Consider the following 14,713-nt stretch of genomic DNA (forward strand, 5'->3'; position numbering starts at 1 on the left):
ACGCCCTGGAGCGGCGGCGCCTGCCCTGGCGCGGGACGCCTGCCTTGGCGCGGGACGCCTGCCTTAGCGCGGGACGCCTGCCTTGGAGCGGCACGCCTGCCGTAGCGCGGGGCGCCTGCCTTAGCGCGGGGCGCCTGCGCTAGAGAGCAGGCGCCGCGACGTTAGGCAGGCGCTCACCGGGAGCCTGCGCTCTAGTACAGGCGGCTGGACGGACGGCAGGCGTCCAGCGTTAGGGCAGGCGCCTCGGGTGAGGGCAGGCGCCTGGCGTTAGGGCAGGCGCCCGCGACCCCGTCAGCTGGGCTTCGGGGCACCCGGCCGTGCGTAGCGGAACCACGTGATGGCGATGCACCCCACGGCCCAGACCGCTCCGATGGCGTAGAACGTCGTCGGGCTCATGATGGTGAGGCCCACGCCGAACAGGAACGGCCCGAAGGCGGCGATCGCCGCGGTCCACCCGATCACGCCGCCGGCCTGCCGCTTCTCGAAGATCATCGGCATCTGCTTGAAGGTGGAGGCGTTGCCGATGCCGGAGAACAGGAAGATCAGCAGCATGCCCCACAGGAACTGGTTGAAGTCGCCCTGCAGCGCGGCGGCGCTGGAGGTGTCGGGCGTCAGCGCGGGCATGGTGAACAGGATCGAGCCCAGGATGCCGATGCCGGAGATGAGGGTCCAGATGGCGCCGCCCATGCGGTCGGTCAGGGGCGAGAACAGGACGCGCGCCCCGGCCCCGACCAGGGGGCCGAGGAACACGAACTTGACCGGGTCGGGCAGCGAGTAGCCCTCGACGAGGATGGTGGCCGTGGTGCCCGAGCCCTCGACGATGTCGGTGTTGCCCGCGCCGTAGAGGTTGAGCATGAGCAGGCCGAACTGGGCAGCCAGGCCCGAGAACGTGCCGAAGGTCATGATGTAGAGGATCGTCATCCACCAGGTGTCCTGGTTGCCGAAGATGTCGAACTGCTGCTTGATGTTGGCCTTGATCGGCACCGACCGCAGGACGATGTACGCCCAGATCGCGCCCGCGATGATGAACGGCAGGTAGACCAGCGCCGAGTTCTGGTACCAGACGACGACCGGCTCCTTGCCCGCGAGGGTCATCTGCTGCGAGCCCAGGAAACCGAACATGCCGAACGTGATGAGCCAGGGCGTCAGGAGCTGCACCAGCGAGACGCCGAAGTTGCCGATGCCGGCCTGGAGCCCGAGGGCGGTGCCCTGCAGGCGCTTCGGGAAGAAGTACGAGGTGGAGGCCATGAAGCCGGAGAAGGCGCCGCCGCCGATGCCGGACAGGAACGCCAGCCCCATGAGGCGCCAGTACGGCACGTCCGGGTTGGTCACCTCGACGCCCCAGCCGAGGACCGGCAGGACGAGCAGCAGTGTGGTCAGGGTGACCATCTTGCGGGTGCCGATCTTGGGCGGCAGCACCATCCACACCAGGCGCAGCAGGCCGCCGGAGAGGCCGGGCATGGCCGCCATCCAGTAGAGCTGCTCCTTCGTGAAGTCGAAGCCGAGCGCGTTGAGCTTGGGCACGATGGCGCTGGGGAGGAACCACGCCACGAAGCACAGCGTCAGCGTGAACGTGGTGACGGCAAGGGTGTTCCAGGCGAGCTTGCTGTCCCACTTCTGGGGATCCTCCGGATCCCAGGACTGGAGCCAGTCGCCCTTCGTCTCGAGCTTGGTGCTCATGACTTGGCCTCCTCAAGGGGAAGTTCGATGGTGCCGGCGAGTTCGGGGGACTTGTCGTGCAGCATCTTGACGATGGTGAGGTGCATCCACGCCGCGCAGATGACGGTCAGGACGAAGATGACGAAGAAGGTGCTGGTCGGGAACCCGGACCACGCCTTCGTGTACGCGAACAGGGGCGGCAGGATGAACCCGCCCAGGCCGCCGAGCGTTCCGACGAGGCCGCCGACCGAACCGACGTTGTCGGGGAAGTACTCCGGGATGTGCTTGAACACCGCAGCCTTGCCCAGACCCATCGCACAGCCCAGCAGGAACACGAGCAGCGCGAAGAACCACACGTTGAGGCTGTAGGCGAGATGCTCGGTCTGGGTCCCGTCGGCGTGGTCGATGACGATATGCCCGTTGGGCATCATGAGGACACCGGAGGTCAGGAGCATGAGTCCGAAGGTCCAGTACATGACGCGCCGCGCCCCGTAGCGGTCCGACAGCCACCCCCCGACGGGCCGCAGCAGCGACGCCGGGAAGATGAATGTGGCCGTCAAAAGGCCGGCGGTGGTCAGCGACACGTCGAAGTTGTCGACGTAGTACTTCGGCAACCAGGCCGACAGCGCCACGTAGGCGCCGAACACCGCGACGTAGTAGAGGCTGAACCGCCACACGCGCATGTGCTTGAGCGGCAGCAACATCTCTCGGAGGGGCTTCCCGCGCCCAGGCGCGCGGTCGACGTGCGGCACCACGAGCCACGTGATGACGCCGACGACAAGCAGCAGCACCGCGTAGATCACGGGCACCAGTCGCCAGCCGCCCTCGATGCCGAACGCATAGGTGACCCCGGCGGTGCCGGCGATGAGCGGCGGCCCGATGAACTTGGTCACCGACGCCCCGACGTTGCCGGCGCCGAACACGCCCAGCGCCAGGCCCTGCCGCTCGCGGGAGTACCAGGCGGCGTTCCAGGTGGTGCCCACCGAGAACAGGTTCCCGGCGAAGCCGACGAGGAACGCAAGCGCGAGCAGCAGCGGGTAGCTGTCGGCCTTCGACACCAGGAACGCCGGGATCGCGGTGGCGAACAAGAGGAACAGCGTGACGCGCCGCCCGCCGATGCGGTCGGCGATGATGCCGGCGGGCAGCCGCCACATGGAGCCGTTGAGGACGGCGACCGCGGAGATCCACGACAGCTCAACGTCGGTGAGGCCCAGTTCCTTCTGGATGGGCACTCCGAGGATGCCGAACATCAGCCACACCGCGAACATCACGGTGAAGGCGATGGTCGACATCGTCAGGACCCGGCCGGCGCCCTTGCCCGTCTCGTGGATGGGGGGCACCTCGATCAGGTGCTTGCTCACTGGTCTCCTCATGGTCGTCGGGGCAGGGTTCCTCCCGTCGGCGCGGCTGGGCCGGGCCGACGGCGGGGTCAATGGGTCAGCGGCGGGAGCGCTGGTTGTCGGGAGTCCCGACCGGATCCCATCCGCGGCCCTTAACGGTCGCCGACCGCCGCGCGCCCTGAGCATCGCGGGACCGGTAGACGATGTAGGGCCGGAACAGGTAGTGGAACGGGGCCGAGAACGCGTGCACGAGTCGGGTGAACGGGATGATCGCGAACAGCAGCATGCCGACGACCACGTGGGCCTTGAACTGCCAGGTCGCTGCGCCCATCGCCTCGACATCGGGCTGGAACACGAACAGGGAACGGAACCATACCGAGACTGTCTCGCGGTAGTTGTGTTCCTCTCCCGTGGGCGTCGTGTCGCCGGTCAGCGTGGCCACCATGCCGAGGCCGATGACCGTGGCCAGCACCAGGTACATGATCTTGTCGTTCCACGTCGTGGCCTTGAACACCGCCGACGTGGAGCGGCGCCGCCAGATGAGCATCGCGAGGCCGACGATGAGCGCCAGCCCCGCCAGCCCGCCGCCGTACAGCGCGCCGGCGTGGTACGTGTGCTGGTCGATGCCGATCCAGTCCGTGAACGCCTTGGGGATCAACAGTCCGACCAGGTGTCCCATGAGGACGGCGATGAGCGCGAAGTGGAAGATCGGCGAGCCGATCTTCAGCAGCTTCGATTCGTACAGCTGCGACGAGCGCGTCGTCCAGCCGAACTGGTCGAAGCGGTAGCGCCAGATGAGCCCGCCCACGAGCACCAGCACCACCACGTAGGGAAGGATCCCCCACAGCAGAACGTCCATCGCTTAGCTCCCTTGCAGTTGCGGGTAGGGCAGGAGGGTGGGCTCGAGCCCGACGGCCTCCGTGGGCGGTCCGCCCAGCAGGTCGCGGACCTCCGAGCGGGTGCGCGGAGACGGGCCCCCGAGGGCGGAGCACACCGCCGCGACGACGCCGGCCTGTGGCAGCTTGTCCTCCGCGAGGCCGATGCGCAGCAACTCGAGGCTGGCCCGATAGGTGGTCAGCAGCGCCCGGCCGAGCTCCGGGTGCCCGACGGCGGCGAACTCCAGCACCATCGGCAGAAAGTCGGGCAACTCCCCGTCGAGGTCGACGACCAGGCCGGAGTCCCGGTAGGTCTGCTTGATGGCGGCCAGCACCTCGCCGCGCCGGCGGGTGTCGCCGTCGGTCCAATAGGTCAGATGCAGCGCGTGCCGCCGGGACAGGTCGAACTCCTGGACGTGCCAGCCCTGCAGCTCCATGAGCGGCCGGCTCCGCAGGTGGGCGAACGTCGGCGCGAAGTCCTGGGCCGCGCCGGCCTCCGCGACCGCCTCCTCGATGAGAGGGAGACGGTCCAGCAGCTCCTGCTCGGGGTAGCTGAGCAGCAGCGCCGCCGCCTGGAACACGACCGCCGACATCATGCCCCGCTCGCGTCGCGCTGCCGCGCCCGCGCGTCGGCGAAGCTCTCGATGGCCACGGGAACGACCCGGCCGGACGACGTGCCGAACGGGCCGTCGCCGCCAGAGCCCGGTCCGCCCTCGAAGTCCAGGGAGCAGCCCATCTCCTCAAGGTTGTGCGCCTGCTCGCGGTGCGCCTTGGGGATGACGTAGCGCTCGTCGTACTTCGCGATCGCCAGGAGCCGGTACATCTGCTCCATCGCGCCCGGTTCCATGCCGACGGCGTGCGCCAGCTCCGGCTGCCGCTCGCGGCCCAGCGTCACGTCGCGCATGTAGGAGCGCATGGCGGCGAGCTTCTGCAGGACGAGCGTGACCACCTCGGTGTCGCCCGCCGTGAAGAGTTCCGCCAGGTACTCGACGGGGATCCGCAGCGAGTCGATGGCCCCGAACAGGTTGCCGCCGGCCTCGGAGTCGTGGCCCTGCGCCTTGAGCAGGTCCACCACGGGCGACAGCGGAGGCACGTACCAGACCATGGGCATGGTGCGGTACTCGGGATGCAGCGGCAGCGCGACCTTGAAGTGCTTGATCAGCGCGTACACCGGCGACTTCTGCGCGGCTGCCAGCCAGTCGTTCGGGATGCCGTTGGCCTTCGCGTCGGCGATGACCTGCGGATCCGACGGGTCCAGCATGAGGTCCAGCTGCGCCTGGTAGAGGTCCTTGTCGTCGGCCAGCGCGGCCTTGGTGACCATGTCGGGGTCGTAGAGGATGATCCCGATGTAGCGCAGGCGGCCCACGCAGGTCTCCGAGCACACCGTCGGCAGGCCGACCTCGAGGCGCGGGTAGCACATGGTGCACTTCTCGGCCTTGCCGGAGCGGTGGTTGAAGTAGATCTTCTTATACGGGCACCCGGTGATGCACTGGCGCCAGCCGCGGCACTTGTCCTGGTCGACCAGCACGATGCCGTCCTCGGCCCGCTTGTAGATCGCGCCGGAGGGGCAGGCCGCCATGCACGAAGGGTTCAGGCAGTGCTCGCAGATGCGCGGCACGTAGAACATGAACGTCTTCTCGTACTCGAACTTGATCTGCAGGTTGGCGTCCTCGCGGAGCTTCTTGACGATCGGGTCGTCCTGCCCCGTCTCGTGGATGCCGCCCAGCGCGTCGTCCCAGTTCGCGGAGGCCTTGATCGCCATGTTGTCGCCCGTGATGAGCGACTTGGGCCGAGCGACGGGGAAGTCGTCGCCGAGGGGGGCCTGCACCAGGTTCTCGTAGTCGTAGGTCCACGGCTCGTAGTAGTCGGTGAGCTCGGGCTGCACCGGCGAGGCGAAGATGCTCAGCAGCTTCTTGAACCGGCCGCCGGAGCGCAGCTTGAGCCGGCCCGACTTCGTCCGGACCCAGCCGCCCTGCCACTTCTCCTGGTCCTCGTAGGTGCGCGGGTAGCCCTGCCCCGGGCGGGTCTCCACGTTGTTGAACCACACGTACTCGGTGCCGGCCCGGTTGGTCCAGGCCTGCTTGCACGTCACCGAGCAGGTGTGGCAGCCGATGCACTTGTCCAGGTTCATCACCATGGCCACCTGGGCCATCACGCGTCGCTGCTTGGCCATCAGTACTGCACCTCCTGGGAACGGCGCCGCACCGTCGACACGATGTCGCGCTGCACGCCGGTGGGACCGATGTAGTTGAAGGCGTACGCCTGGTGCGCGTATCCGCCGATGAGGTGGGTCGGTTTCAGCAGGATGCGGGTGACCGAGTTGTGGATGCCGCCGCGGCGGCCCGTGGCCTCCGACTTGGGCACGTCGATCGTGCGCTCCTGCGCGTGCTGCACGTAGCAGATGCCGTCGGGCAGCTTCGGCGTGACGACGGCGCGGGCCACGAAGACGCCGTTGGCGTTGGTGAGCTCGATCCAGTCGTTGTCCTTGACCCCGATGCTGGTCGCGTCACCGACGCTCAGCCATGCCTGGGGTCCGCCACGGCCCAGGCTCAACATGAACAGGTTGTCCTGGTACTCGGAGTGGATCGACCACTTGTTGTGCACCGTCAGGTAGCGCAGCGTGATGGCCTTCTCCCCGTTCGGCCCGAGCTCCGGCTCCCCGTAGGCCTTGGTCATGTCCAGCGGCGGCCGGAACGTCGGCAACTGTTCGCCGGCGTCGGTCATCCAGTCGTGGTCGAGGAAGAAGTGCATCCGCCCCGAGAGGGTGTGCCACGGCTTGAGGCGCTCGGTGTTGATCGTGAAGGCGGCGTAGCGGCGGCCACCGGTCTCGGAGCCGGACCACTCCGGCGACGTGATGACCGGCTGCGGCGACTGCTGCGTCGCGGCGAACGTGATGAGCTTCTCCTCCGAGCCCAGCGACAGGTCGGCCAGCTTGCGGCCGGTCTTGCGCTCCAGGTCCCGGAAGCCCTGCGTGGCGAGTTCGCCGTTGGTGGTGCCCGAGAAGGTCAGGATCGCCTCGGCCATGCGCTGGTCCGTGTTGATGGCGGCCCGCCCTGCGGCCGGCCCCGACGGGTAGACGCCGTGCTTCTGCGCCAGCTGATGCACCTGGTGCCCCACCTGGTACGTGATGTTCTTCACGGTGAAGCCGAGTTTCTCGGCGAGCGGGCCTACGGTGAGCAGCTTGTCGGCGATCGCCGTGTAGTCGCGCTCGACGACGGCCAGCACCGGCATGTTCTTCCCGGGCACGCCCTCGAGGTCCGTGCCACGCCAGTCCGGCACGTGCCCGCCCGGCTGCGCGATCTGTCCCGGGGTGTCGTGCTGGAGAGCGACCGCGACCAGGTCGCGGCGCGTGTCGAGACGCCCCTTGGCCAGCTGCGACAGCTTCAGCGCGAGTTCGGTGAAGACGTCGAAATCGCTCTTGGCCTCCCACGGCGGGTCGATCGCCGGCGTGAACGCGTGGACGTACGGGTGCATGTCGGTGGAGCTGAGGTCGTACTTCTCGTACCACGTGGCCGCCGGCAGGACGATGTCGCTGAGCAGCGTCGAACTGGTCATGCGGAAGTCCGCGGTGATGAGGAGGTCGAGCTTGCCCTCGGGAGCGTCGTCGTGCCAGCGCACCACCTCGGGCCGCTGGTCAGCGCCGTGGCCGTTCTCCATGACGTTGTTGTGCGTGCCGAGGAGGTGCTTGAGGAAGTACTCGTTGCCCTTGGCCGACGACCCGAACAGGTTGGACCGCCACAGAATCATCGTCCGCGGCCAGTTCTCCGGGGCGTCGATGTCCTCGACGGCGCTCTTCAACTCGCCCGACTTGAGCTGCGCCGCGACGTAGGCCTGCGGCGTGGCGTACTCGCCGCGTGCGACGGCGGCCTCGGCCTCGTCGGCGAGCTCGAGCGGGTTGCGGTCGAACTGGGGGTAGAAGGGCATCCAGCCGAGGCGGTGCGACAGGGCGATGGCGTCTGCGGTGTGCGTCCCGTCGAGGCTGCCGGTCGACAGCGGCGACTTGATGCGGTCCGCCGAGAAGCCGTCGGTGCGCCACTGGTCGGTGTGCATGTACCAGTACGCCGTGCCGATCATGGTGCGCGGCGGGCGCGACCAGTCGAGCGCGTTGGCCATGTTGAACCAGCCCGTCATGGGCCGGCACTTCTCCTGGCCGACGTAGTGCGCCCACCCGCCGCCGTTGCGGCCGATGCAGCCGGTCATCATCAGCAGCGCGATGATGGCGCGGTAGGTGACGTCCGCGTGGAACCAGTGGCAGATGCCGGCGCCGATGATGATCATCGTGCGACCCTTGGACTCCTCGGAGTTCTGGGCGAACTCGCGGGCGGTCCGGATGCAGGCCTCCGCGGGCACCGACGTGATCTCGGCCTGCCAGGCGGGCGTGTAAGGCACGGTGGCGTCGTCGTAGCCGGAGGGCCAGACGCCCGGGAGCCCGTCGCGGCCCACGCCGTACTGGGCGAGCATGAGGTCGAACACGGTCGTGACGAGGCGACCCTCGACCACGCGGGCGGGGACGCCGCGGCGGATGACGCTGCCCTCCCCCTTCGGGTCCTCGAAGCAGGGCAGCGCGACCTCGACCTTGTCGGCGTCGGCCTGGTCGATCAGGCTCAGCGCGGGGCGGATGTCCCCGAGATCGAGGTTCCACTGGCCGGCGCCGTCCTCGGCGTACCGGTAACCCATCGAGCCGTTCGGGACGGCCGGGCCCGCCGTCGCCTCGTCCCAGACGACCGTCTTGAACGCGGCGTCGCTGACGGCGGCGTGCGCGGGCAGGTCGGCGGCGGTGAGGAACTTGCCGGGCACCAGGCCGTGGCCGTCCGGGTGGTCGACCAGCGTGATGAGCATCCCGAGGTCGGTGTACTGCTTGACGTAGCTGTCGAAGTAGTCGACCTTCCGGTCGACGAAGTTTTCCTTGAGGATGACGTGGCCCATGGCCATGGCCAGGGCGGCGTCGGTGCCGGCCTGCGCGGGGAGCCACTCGTCGGCGAACTTGACGTTGTCGGCGTAGTCCGGGCTGACCGTGACGACCTTGGTGCCGCGGTAGCGGACCTCGGCCATCCAGTGGGCGTCGGGCGTGCGCGTCACCGGCACGTTGGAGCCCCACATCATGAGGTACGTGGCGTCCCACCAGTCGCCGGACTCGGGCACGTCGGTCTGGTCGCCGAAGACCTGGGGACTCGCCACCGGCAGGTCGGCGTACCAGTCGTAGAAGCTGGTCATGGCGCCGCCGATGAGGTGCGTGAACCGCGTGCCGATCGCGTGGCTGACCATGCTCATGGCAGGGATGGGCGAGAAGGACACGCACCGGTCCGGGCCGTAGTGCTTGATGGTGTTGACGTAGGAGGCAGCCGCGATCTCGATGGCCTCTTCCCACGAGATGCGTACCAGGCCGCCCTTGCCGCGGGCCTGCTGGTACCTGCGTCGCTTGGCCGGATCGGTGGAGATCTCCCGGAACGCCTCGACGGGGTCCCCCAGACGCTTCTTGGCCTCGCGGTACATCTCGATGAGCACGCCGCGACCGTAGGGGTAGCGCACGCGCGTCGGCGAGTAGGTGTACCACGAAAAGGCGGCCCCACGGGGGCAGCCGCGGGGCTCGTACTCGGGGCGGTCCGGCCCCGTCGTCGGGTAGTCCGTCTGCTGGGCCTCCCAGGTGATGATCCCGTCCTTGACGTAGACCTTCCACGAGCAGGAGCCCGTGCAGTTGACGCCATGGGTGGAGCGGACGACCTTGTCGTGGCTCCAGCGGTCCCGGTAGAAGACGTCGCCGGCCCGGCCGCCCTCACGGAACACGGCCCGGCCGTCGTCGGTCTGGTCCCAGTGGGTGAAGAACCGGCCGATCTTCAACAGGGCATCGGAGGCGGGGCCGTCGACTCGCGCGGTGTCGGTGCTCATAGCGGTCAGCTTTCCATGCCGAGGACGGATACGTTCGAACTTCTCGGGAAAAGGCTATTACATGGTGTCGTAGATGCGCTATTCGACACGTGCGGCGCGGGCCTGCTCCGGGGTGTCGATGTCGCGCGTGACCTCGGAGGACGCGGGCAACCGGCGCACGACGAGGGGCGCGAGCAGGCGGCGCACGGCCACGTCGCGCACAGTCGGGGCGGCCTCGACGACCCGGCGCAACGCCGCGACCCGATACCTCCCGGCGAGGTACTGCGGCCAGCCCTCGTCGTCGACCAGCACGACACCGTCGTCGCCCAGATCCGCGTCGGCGAGCGCCGCGACGACCGCCCACGGGTCGGCAAGGTCCCCCGCCAGCACCAGGGTCTCGACGGCACCCTCCGGCAGCGCCGTCACGGCCGCGGCCAGCCCGGCCGCGGGGCCGCCGAGGGGTGGATCCTCCAGCACGACGGTGACCCCGGCCAGCGCGGGGTCCGACCGCTCGGGAGAGGCGACGACCACGCGCTCAGCCCACGCCGCAGCAGCCCGGACCGCCCGGCCCAGCAGCGTCTCGCCCTCCAGAGTCAGGGCCAGCTTGTCCGTGCCCATGCGCGAGGAGCGTCCCCCCGCAAGCACGACCGCACAGCGCACGACCTCAGCCGCCGATGGCGCTCATGGTGCGCTGCGGCTGGACGAACCCCGGCTCGTCGATGCCGTGGGCCTTGGCCTTGCGCGCGTGCGCGCCGGTCCAAGCGGCGACCAGGTCGTCGTCCGATCCGCCGGAGCGCAGGATGCCGCGCAGGTCCGTCTCGGTGCGCGAGAACAGGCACGTGCGGACCTGACCGTCTGCCGTGACCCGCGTGCGGTCGCACGCGCCGCAGAACGGGTTGGTGACCGAGGCGATGACGCCGATGCGCCCGCCCGGTTGCGCGGCGTCTGCAGCCACTGCCCAGAGCTCGGCCGGCGCCGCCCCGCGCGGCTCGCCCAACGGCGTGAGGGCGAAGCGCTCCCCCAGCGCGCCCAGGATCTCCGCGGCGGTGACCATCTGGCTGCGGTCCCATTCGCCGTGCGGGCCGAGCGGCATCTGCTCGATGAACCGGAGTTGGTGGCCGCGGGCCAGGCAGAATTCGGCCAGCGGGACGATGTCGGGCTCGTTCTCGCCGCGCATGATGACCGCGTTGACCTTCAACGGCCGCAGCCCGACCCTGTCCACGGCGTCGATGCTGGTGAGGACGTCGTGGAGGCGGTCGCGGCGGGCGAGGCGCGCGTAGCGGACAGGATCGAGCGAGTCGAGCGAGATGTTGACCCGGTCCAGCCCGGCCGCGGCCAGGCTCTCGATGCGCTTGTCCAGGCCCAGGCCGTTGGTCGTCAACGCGAGCTCGGGGCGACCGCCCGGTCCGCGCAGGGCCGCGGCGGCGCCGACGATGCGCTCCAGGCCGGGGCGCAGGAGGGGCTCGCCGCCCGTGAACCGGATGCGGGTCACGCCGAGGCGCTCGACGGCGACGCCGATGACGCGGGCCACCTCGGCGTCGGTCAGCGTCTGTTCCGTGGGCAGCCAGGCGAGGCCGTCGGCGGGCATGCAGTACGTGCAGCGCAGGTTGCAGCGGTCGGTCAGTGACACGCGCAGATCGCGCGCGACCCTCCCGTAACCGTCGAGCAGACCCGGCCCATGCATGGGGTGCAGCCTACCCCGACCGAGTTACTCCACCATGCTCGTGAGAAACTGGGTCGGTGACGAGCGAACACCACGGCCTGGGGCCCACGCGGGCCCGCGTCCTGGCCCTGCTCCAGTCGGCCGCCGCGCCACTCAGCGTCGCCGACGTGGCCGACGAGCTCGGGCTGCACAAGAACTCCGCGCGGTTCCACCTGGAGGGGCTGCGCGAGGCCGGCTACGTCGACTGCACCACCGGCGCCACCGGCCACCTGGGCCGCCCACCGCTGCTGTTCACGGCGACGAGCGACTCCCCCAACGTCACGAACTCCCATCTCATGGAGCTGACCCAGGTCCTCATCCGCAGCTTCGTGTCGAGCCTGCCGGATGCGTCGCGGCTGGCGGAGGAGGCCGGCCGCTCGTGGGGGCGCGAGGTCAGCGACGACACGGAGCCGGCCACCGACGTGCTGGACGGTCTGGTCGCCCAGCTCGCCGAGCGCGGCTTCGGCACCATCCGGGGCGAGGACGCGCTCACCTTCACCCGCTGCCCCTTCCGCCCCGAGGTCGGCCTGGCGGAGCTGCCCGTCGTCTGCGCCATCCACCAGGGGTTCATCGACGGCTACCTGGACTCCTGCGGCGGAACGCACAGCGCCGATCGCATCCAGGTGGGGCCCCGGCTGTGCCACCTCGACCTGCATGACGCCGGCGCGCAGATGCGCGTCGCGGCGAGCTGACCCCAGGGGCCGGCCCGCCGCGACGGTGGTGACAGTGGCGCGGATCAGCCCTTGACGCCGCCCGCCAGCAGCCCGCCGACGATGTACTTCTGCAGGTACATGAACAGCAGGATGATCGGCACCGCGGCCACCACGGCGCCGGCCGCGAACAGCGACCACGGTGCGTTGCGCTCGTCCGAGCCCCACACATACATGCCGACGGCCAGCGTGTAGTTCTCCGGGCGGGCCAGCACGATGCGGGCCAGAATGAATTCGCCGTAGGAGGCGACGAAGCTCAGCAGCCCCACGACGGCGAGGATCGGCGTGACCAGGCGCATGATGATGCCCCAGAAGATCTGCGCGTGCGTGGCGCCGTCGATCTTGGCGGCCTCGTCGATGTCGGCGGGGACCGTGTTGAAGAAGCCGTACATGAGGAAGGTGTTGGAGCCGAGCGCGCCGCCGAGGTAGATGGCGATGAGCTGCAGGTTCGACCCGATGCCGAGGCCCGGGAAGATCTCACCCAGGGTCAGCGCCAGCAGGAAGATCGCGACGAAGGCGAGCATCTGCGGGAACATCTGGATGATCAACAGGGCAGTCAGCCCCCCGCGGCGGCCGGCGAACCGGAACCGGCTGAACGCGTAGGCCGCGGCCGCCCCCATCACGACGGTCCCCACCGCGGTGACGGTGCTGACGATGAACGAGTTCATCATCCACCGCGGGAAGTCGGTCTCCATGAGGTCTGCGAAGTTCACGCCGGAGACGGTGGTGAACAGGCGGGTACTCCCGGTGAGGGTGCCACCCGGGTTGAGCGAGGCGGACAGCACGTAGAGAAGCGGGAAGACGCAGTAGACGATCATGAGGATCGCGAAGACGTGCTTCCAGCCGACCTGGCTCCACCACTTGGCGCCGCGCAGGCGGGTGTCGTTGTCGCCGTTGGCGAGGATCTTCCTGGCCATCACATGATCTCCTCGAGCTTGCGGGTCTGACGGAAGCCCAGCCACGAGATGACGCCCACCACGACGAAGATGATGATGCTCATGGCGCTCGCCAGGCCGTACTGACGGGTCCCCGACTCGAAGGCCATGGCGTAGACCATCGAGATGAGGATGTCGGTCTCACCGATCGGCAGCGGAGCACCGGGGTAGTTGGGGCCGCCACCGGTCAGCATGTAGATGAGTGAGAAGTTGTTGAAGTTGAACGCGAAGCTGGCGATGAGCAGCGGTGCGACGCTCACCAGGAGCAGCGGCAGCGTGATCGACCAGAAGCGGCGCCACGGCCCGGCGCCGTCCATGACGGCCGCCTCCGCCAGCTCCCCCGGGATGGCCTGCAGGGCGCCCGTGGCGACCAGGAACATGTACGGGAAACCGAGCCAGAGGTTGACGCCGATGATGCTGAGCTTGGCGAGGATGCCGGAGGAGAACCACGGGATGTTGGCTCCGCCGAGGAGAACCTCGTTGATGAAGCCGAACTCCTGGTTGAGCAGCCCGCGCCACACGAGCGCCGCGAGGAAGCCCGGGAAGGCGTACGGGAGGATGAACAACGCCCGGTAGATGGTGCGCCCCTTGACGCGCGGGTCGTTGAACACGACGGCCAGGATGAGGCCGAGCGCGAAGGTCGTGAGCACCGAGAGGATCGAGAACGCGAACGTCCAGCTGAGGATGGACACGAACGGGCCCGCCAGCCGCGAATCGGTGAACATGCGCGTGAAGTTGTCGAAGCCCACCAGGACCCGCCAGCCGGGGGTGAGCGCTTCGCCGGAGTCGGAGACGAACAGCCCCTGGGCAGGATCGGCGGTGTAGACCGTGCCCTCGGCGTCGGTGAAGGTGTCGCTGGCCTCGTCGTACTGCAGCAGCGACTTGGCGACGTAGGCCATGGCCGCGTTGTCGGTGCGTAGCCAGCCGTCGTCGGGGTCGTCGGTCATGCTGACGCGCAGCCCCAGGACCTCGTTCTGCCGTTGCTGGATCTCGGCCAGTTGCAGCACGGTCGCGCCTGGAACCTCGGTGACCCGGCCGTCCTCGGCCACGGCGTCGCCGACCTCGGTCAAGGGCTCCTCCGCGTCGCCGACCAGGACGCGGTCGTCGTCGACGATGGCGAAGGCCATCTCGCCGTCGCGGTCCAGCACCGTCACCGGATAGGTGGGGGTGCCGTCGACGCGGCGGTCCGAGGTCTTCATGATCTGGGTGATGGCCGACGGCTTCGAGTCGTTGTGGCCGTCGCCGTAGTTGGTGAACGCCACGTAGGCCGTGTTGACCATGACGTAGATCTGGAAGACGGCCAGGAACAGCAGGCCGGGGTACAGGTACTTGCCGGGGATCGCGCGCTTCGAGAAGTAGACGTAGTCCGCGATGATGAGGGCGAGGACGAGGAAGGCGAGGACGCCCCACTCCCGCTGGCCGTAGGCGGCGAGGATGCCGTAGAGGCCAAGCGCGTTGACCAGCATCATGAGGACGAGCTTGATGTAGAAGCCTGGGCGCGAGATGTCGCGCGCGTGGGAGAGCCGCCGTGGCGGCTGGGTCGGGGTGCTGCTCAAGGTGGTGGCCTTCGCGTCGTTGCGTCTGTAGAGTCCGGGGGCTGCGCGGCCGTGGCCACGCAGCCCCCGGA

11 protein-coding genes are annotated in these 14,713 nt (G+C 69.0%); 1 reads left to right on the forward strand and 10 read right to left on the reverse strand.

Going from position 1 to position 14,713, the window contains the following annotated elements:
* Positions 1 to 291: 291 nt before the first annotated feature.
* The 8 genes from BCR15_RS13150 to moaA all read right to left on the reverse strand — a co-directional run bounded on the left by BCR15_RS13150 (position 292) and on the right by moaA (position 11,423).
* The gene (locus tag BCR15_RS13150) at positions 292 to 1,680 is read right to left on the reverse strand and encodes an MFS transporter (RefSeq protein ID WP_068752666.1); all 1,389 of its coding nucleotides are present in this window, start codon (positions 1,678 to 1,680) and stop codon (positions 292 to 294) included.
* Entirely contained in the window at positions 1,677 to 3,020 is a 1,344-nt protein-coding gene (locus BCR15_RS13155; protein ID WP_256094658.1) for an MFS transporter, read from the reverse strand. Before BCR15_RS13155 ends, BCR15_RS13150 begins: the two co-directional genes overlap by 4 nt.
* A 76-nt stretch (positions 3,021 to 3,096) precedes the next feature.
* Entirely contained in the window at positions 3,097 to 3,858 is a 762-nt protein-coding gene (gene narI, locus BCR15_RS13160; RefSeq protein ID WP_068752668.1) for a respiratory nitrate reductase subunit gamma, read from the reverse strand.
* Positions 3,859 to 3,861: 3 nt separating this feature from the next.
* Positions 3,862 to 4,470, reverse strand: coding sequence for a nitrate reductase molybdenum cofactor assembly chaperone (narJ, locus tag BCR15_RS13165; RefSeq protein WP_068752669.1), 609 nt, complete (start codon positions 4,468 to 4,470; stop codon positions 3,862 to 3,864).
* Positions 4,467 to 6,047, reverse strand: a complete 1,581-nt coding sequence (narH, locus tag BCR15_RS13170) for a nitrate reductase subunit beta (protein ID WP_068752670.1) — start codon at positions 6,045 to 6,047, stop codon at positions 4,467 to 4,469. The genes narJ and narH overlap by 4 nt, the downstream gene beginning before the upstream one ends.
* Positions 6,047 to 9,760 (reverse strand): nitrate reductase subunit alpha, encoded by a 3,714-nt coding sequence (locus BCR15_RS13175; protein WP_068752671.1) that lies wholly within the window; start codon positions 9,758 to 9,760, stop codon positions 6,047 to 6,049. The genes narH and BCR15_RS13175 overlap by 1 nt, the downstream gene beginning before the upstream one ends.
* Before the next feature lie 78 nt (positions 9,761 to 9,838).
* Positions 9,839 to 10,399, reverse strand: coding sequence for a molybdenum cofactor guanylyltransferase (gene mobA, locus BCR15_RS13180; RefSeq protein WP_369404257.1), 561 nt, complete (start codon positions 10,397 to 10,399; stop codon positions 9,839 to 9,841).
* A gap of 4 nt (positions 10,400 to 10,403) precedes the next feature.
* Entirely contained in the window at positions 10,404 to 11,423 is a 1,020-nt protein-coding gene (moaA, locus tag BCR15_RS13185; protein ID WP_068752673.1) for a GTP 3',8-cyclase MoaA, read from the reverse strand.
* A 56-nt stretch (positions 11,424 to 11,479) separates the two neighbouring features.
* Between moaA and BCR15_RS13190 the strand changes: the two genes are divergently transcribed.
* Positions 11,480 to 12,133, forward strand: coding sequence for a helix-turn-helix transcriptional regulator (locus BCR15_RS13190; protein WP_068752674.1), 654 nt, complete (start codon positions 11,480 to 11,482; stop codon positions 12,131 to 12,133).
* Between the two features lie 44 nt (positions 12,134 to 12,177).
* Here BCR15_RS13190 and BCR15_RS13195 read toward each other — a convergent pair whose 3' ends face one another.
* Both BCR15_RS13195 and BCR15_RS13200 read right to left on the reverse strand, forming a co-directional pair.
* Entirely contained in the window at positions 12,178 to 13,068 is an 891-nt protein-coding gene (locus BCR15_RS13195) for a sugar ABC transporter permease (protein WP_068752675.1), read from the reverse strand.
* Positions 13,068 to 14,642 (reverse strand): ABC transporter permease subunit, encoded by a 1,575-nt coding sequence (locus tag BCR15_RS13200; protein ID WP_068752676.1) that lies wholly within the window; start codon positions 14,640 to 14,642, stop codon positions 13,068 to 13,070. Before BCR15_RS13200 ends, BCR15_RS13195 begins: the two co-directional genes overlap by 1 nt.
* Between the last annotated feature and the right edge of the window lie 71 nt (positions 14,643 to 14,713).

Source organism: Tessaracoccus lapidicaptus (assembly GCF_001693815.1).
GTDB classification, from domain to species: Bacteria; Actinomycetota; Actinomycetes; order Propionibacteriales; family Propionibacteriaceae; genus Arachnia; species Arachnia lapidicapta.

What these genes read in the sequence shown, in the direction of transcription:
- narH (WP_068752670.1), bottom strand. Translation starts at nt 6,047, where the DNA reads ATGGCCAAGCAGCGACGCGTGATGGCCCAGGTGGCCATGGTGATGAAC.
- narJ (WP_068752669.1), bottom strand. Translation starts at nt 4,470, where the DNA reads ATGATGTCGGCGGTCGTGTTCCAGGCGGCGGCGCTGCTGCTCAGCTAC.
- BCR15_RS13195 (WP_068752675.1), bottom strand. Translation starts at nt 13,068, where the DNA reads ATGGCCAGGAAGATCCTCGCCAACGGCGACAACGACACCCGCCTGCGC.
- BCR15_RS13175 (WP_068752671.1), bottom strand. Translation starts at nt 9,760, where the DNA reads ATGAGCACCGACACCGCGCGAGTCGACGGCCCCGCCTCCGATGCCCTG.
- narI (WP_068752668.1), bottom strand. Translation starts at nt 3,858, where the DNA reads ATGGACGTTCTGCTGTGGGGGATCCTTCCCTACGTGGTGGTGCTGGTG.
- BCR15_RS13150 (WP_068752666.1), bottom strand. Translation starts at nt 1,680, where the DNA reads ATGAGCACCAAGCTCGAGACGAAGGGCGACTGGCTCCAGTCCTGGGAT.
- moaA (WP_068752673.1), bottom strand. Translation starts at nt 11,423, where the DNA reads ATGCATGGGCCGGGTCTGCTCGACGGTTACGGGAGGGTCGCGCGCGAT.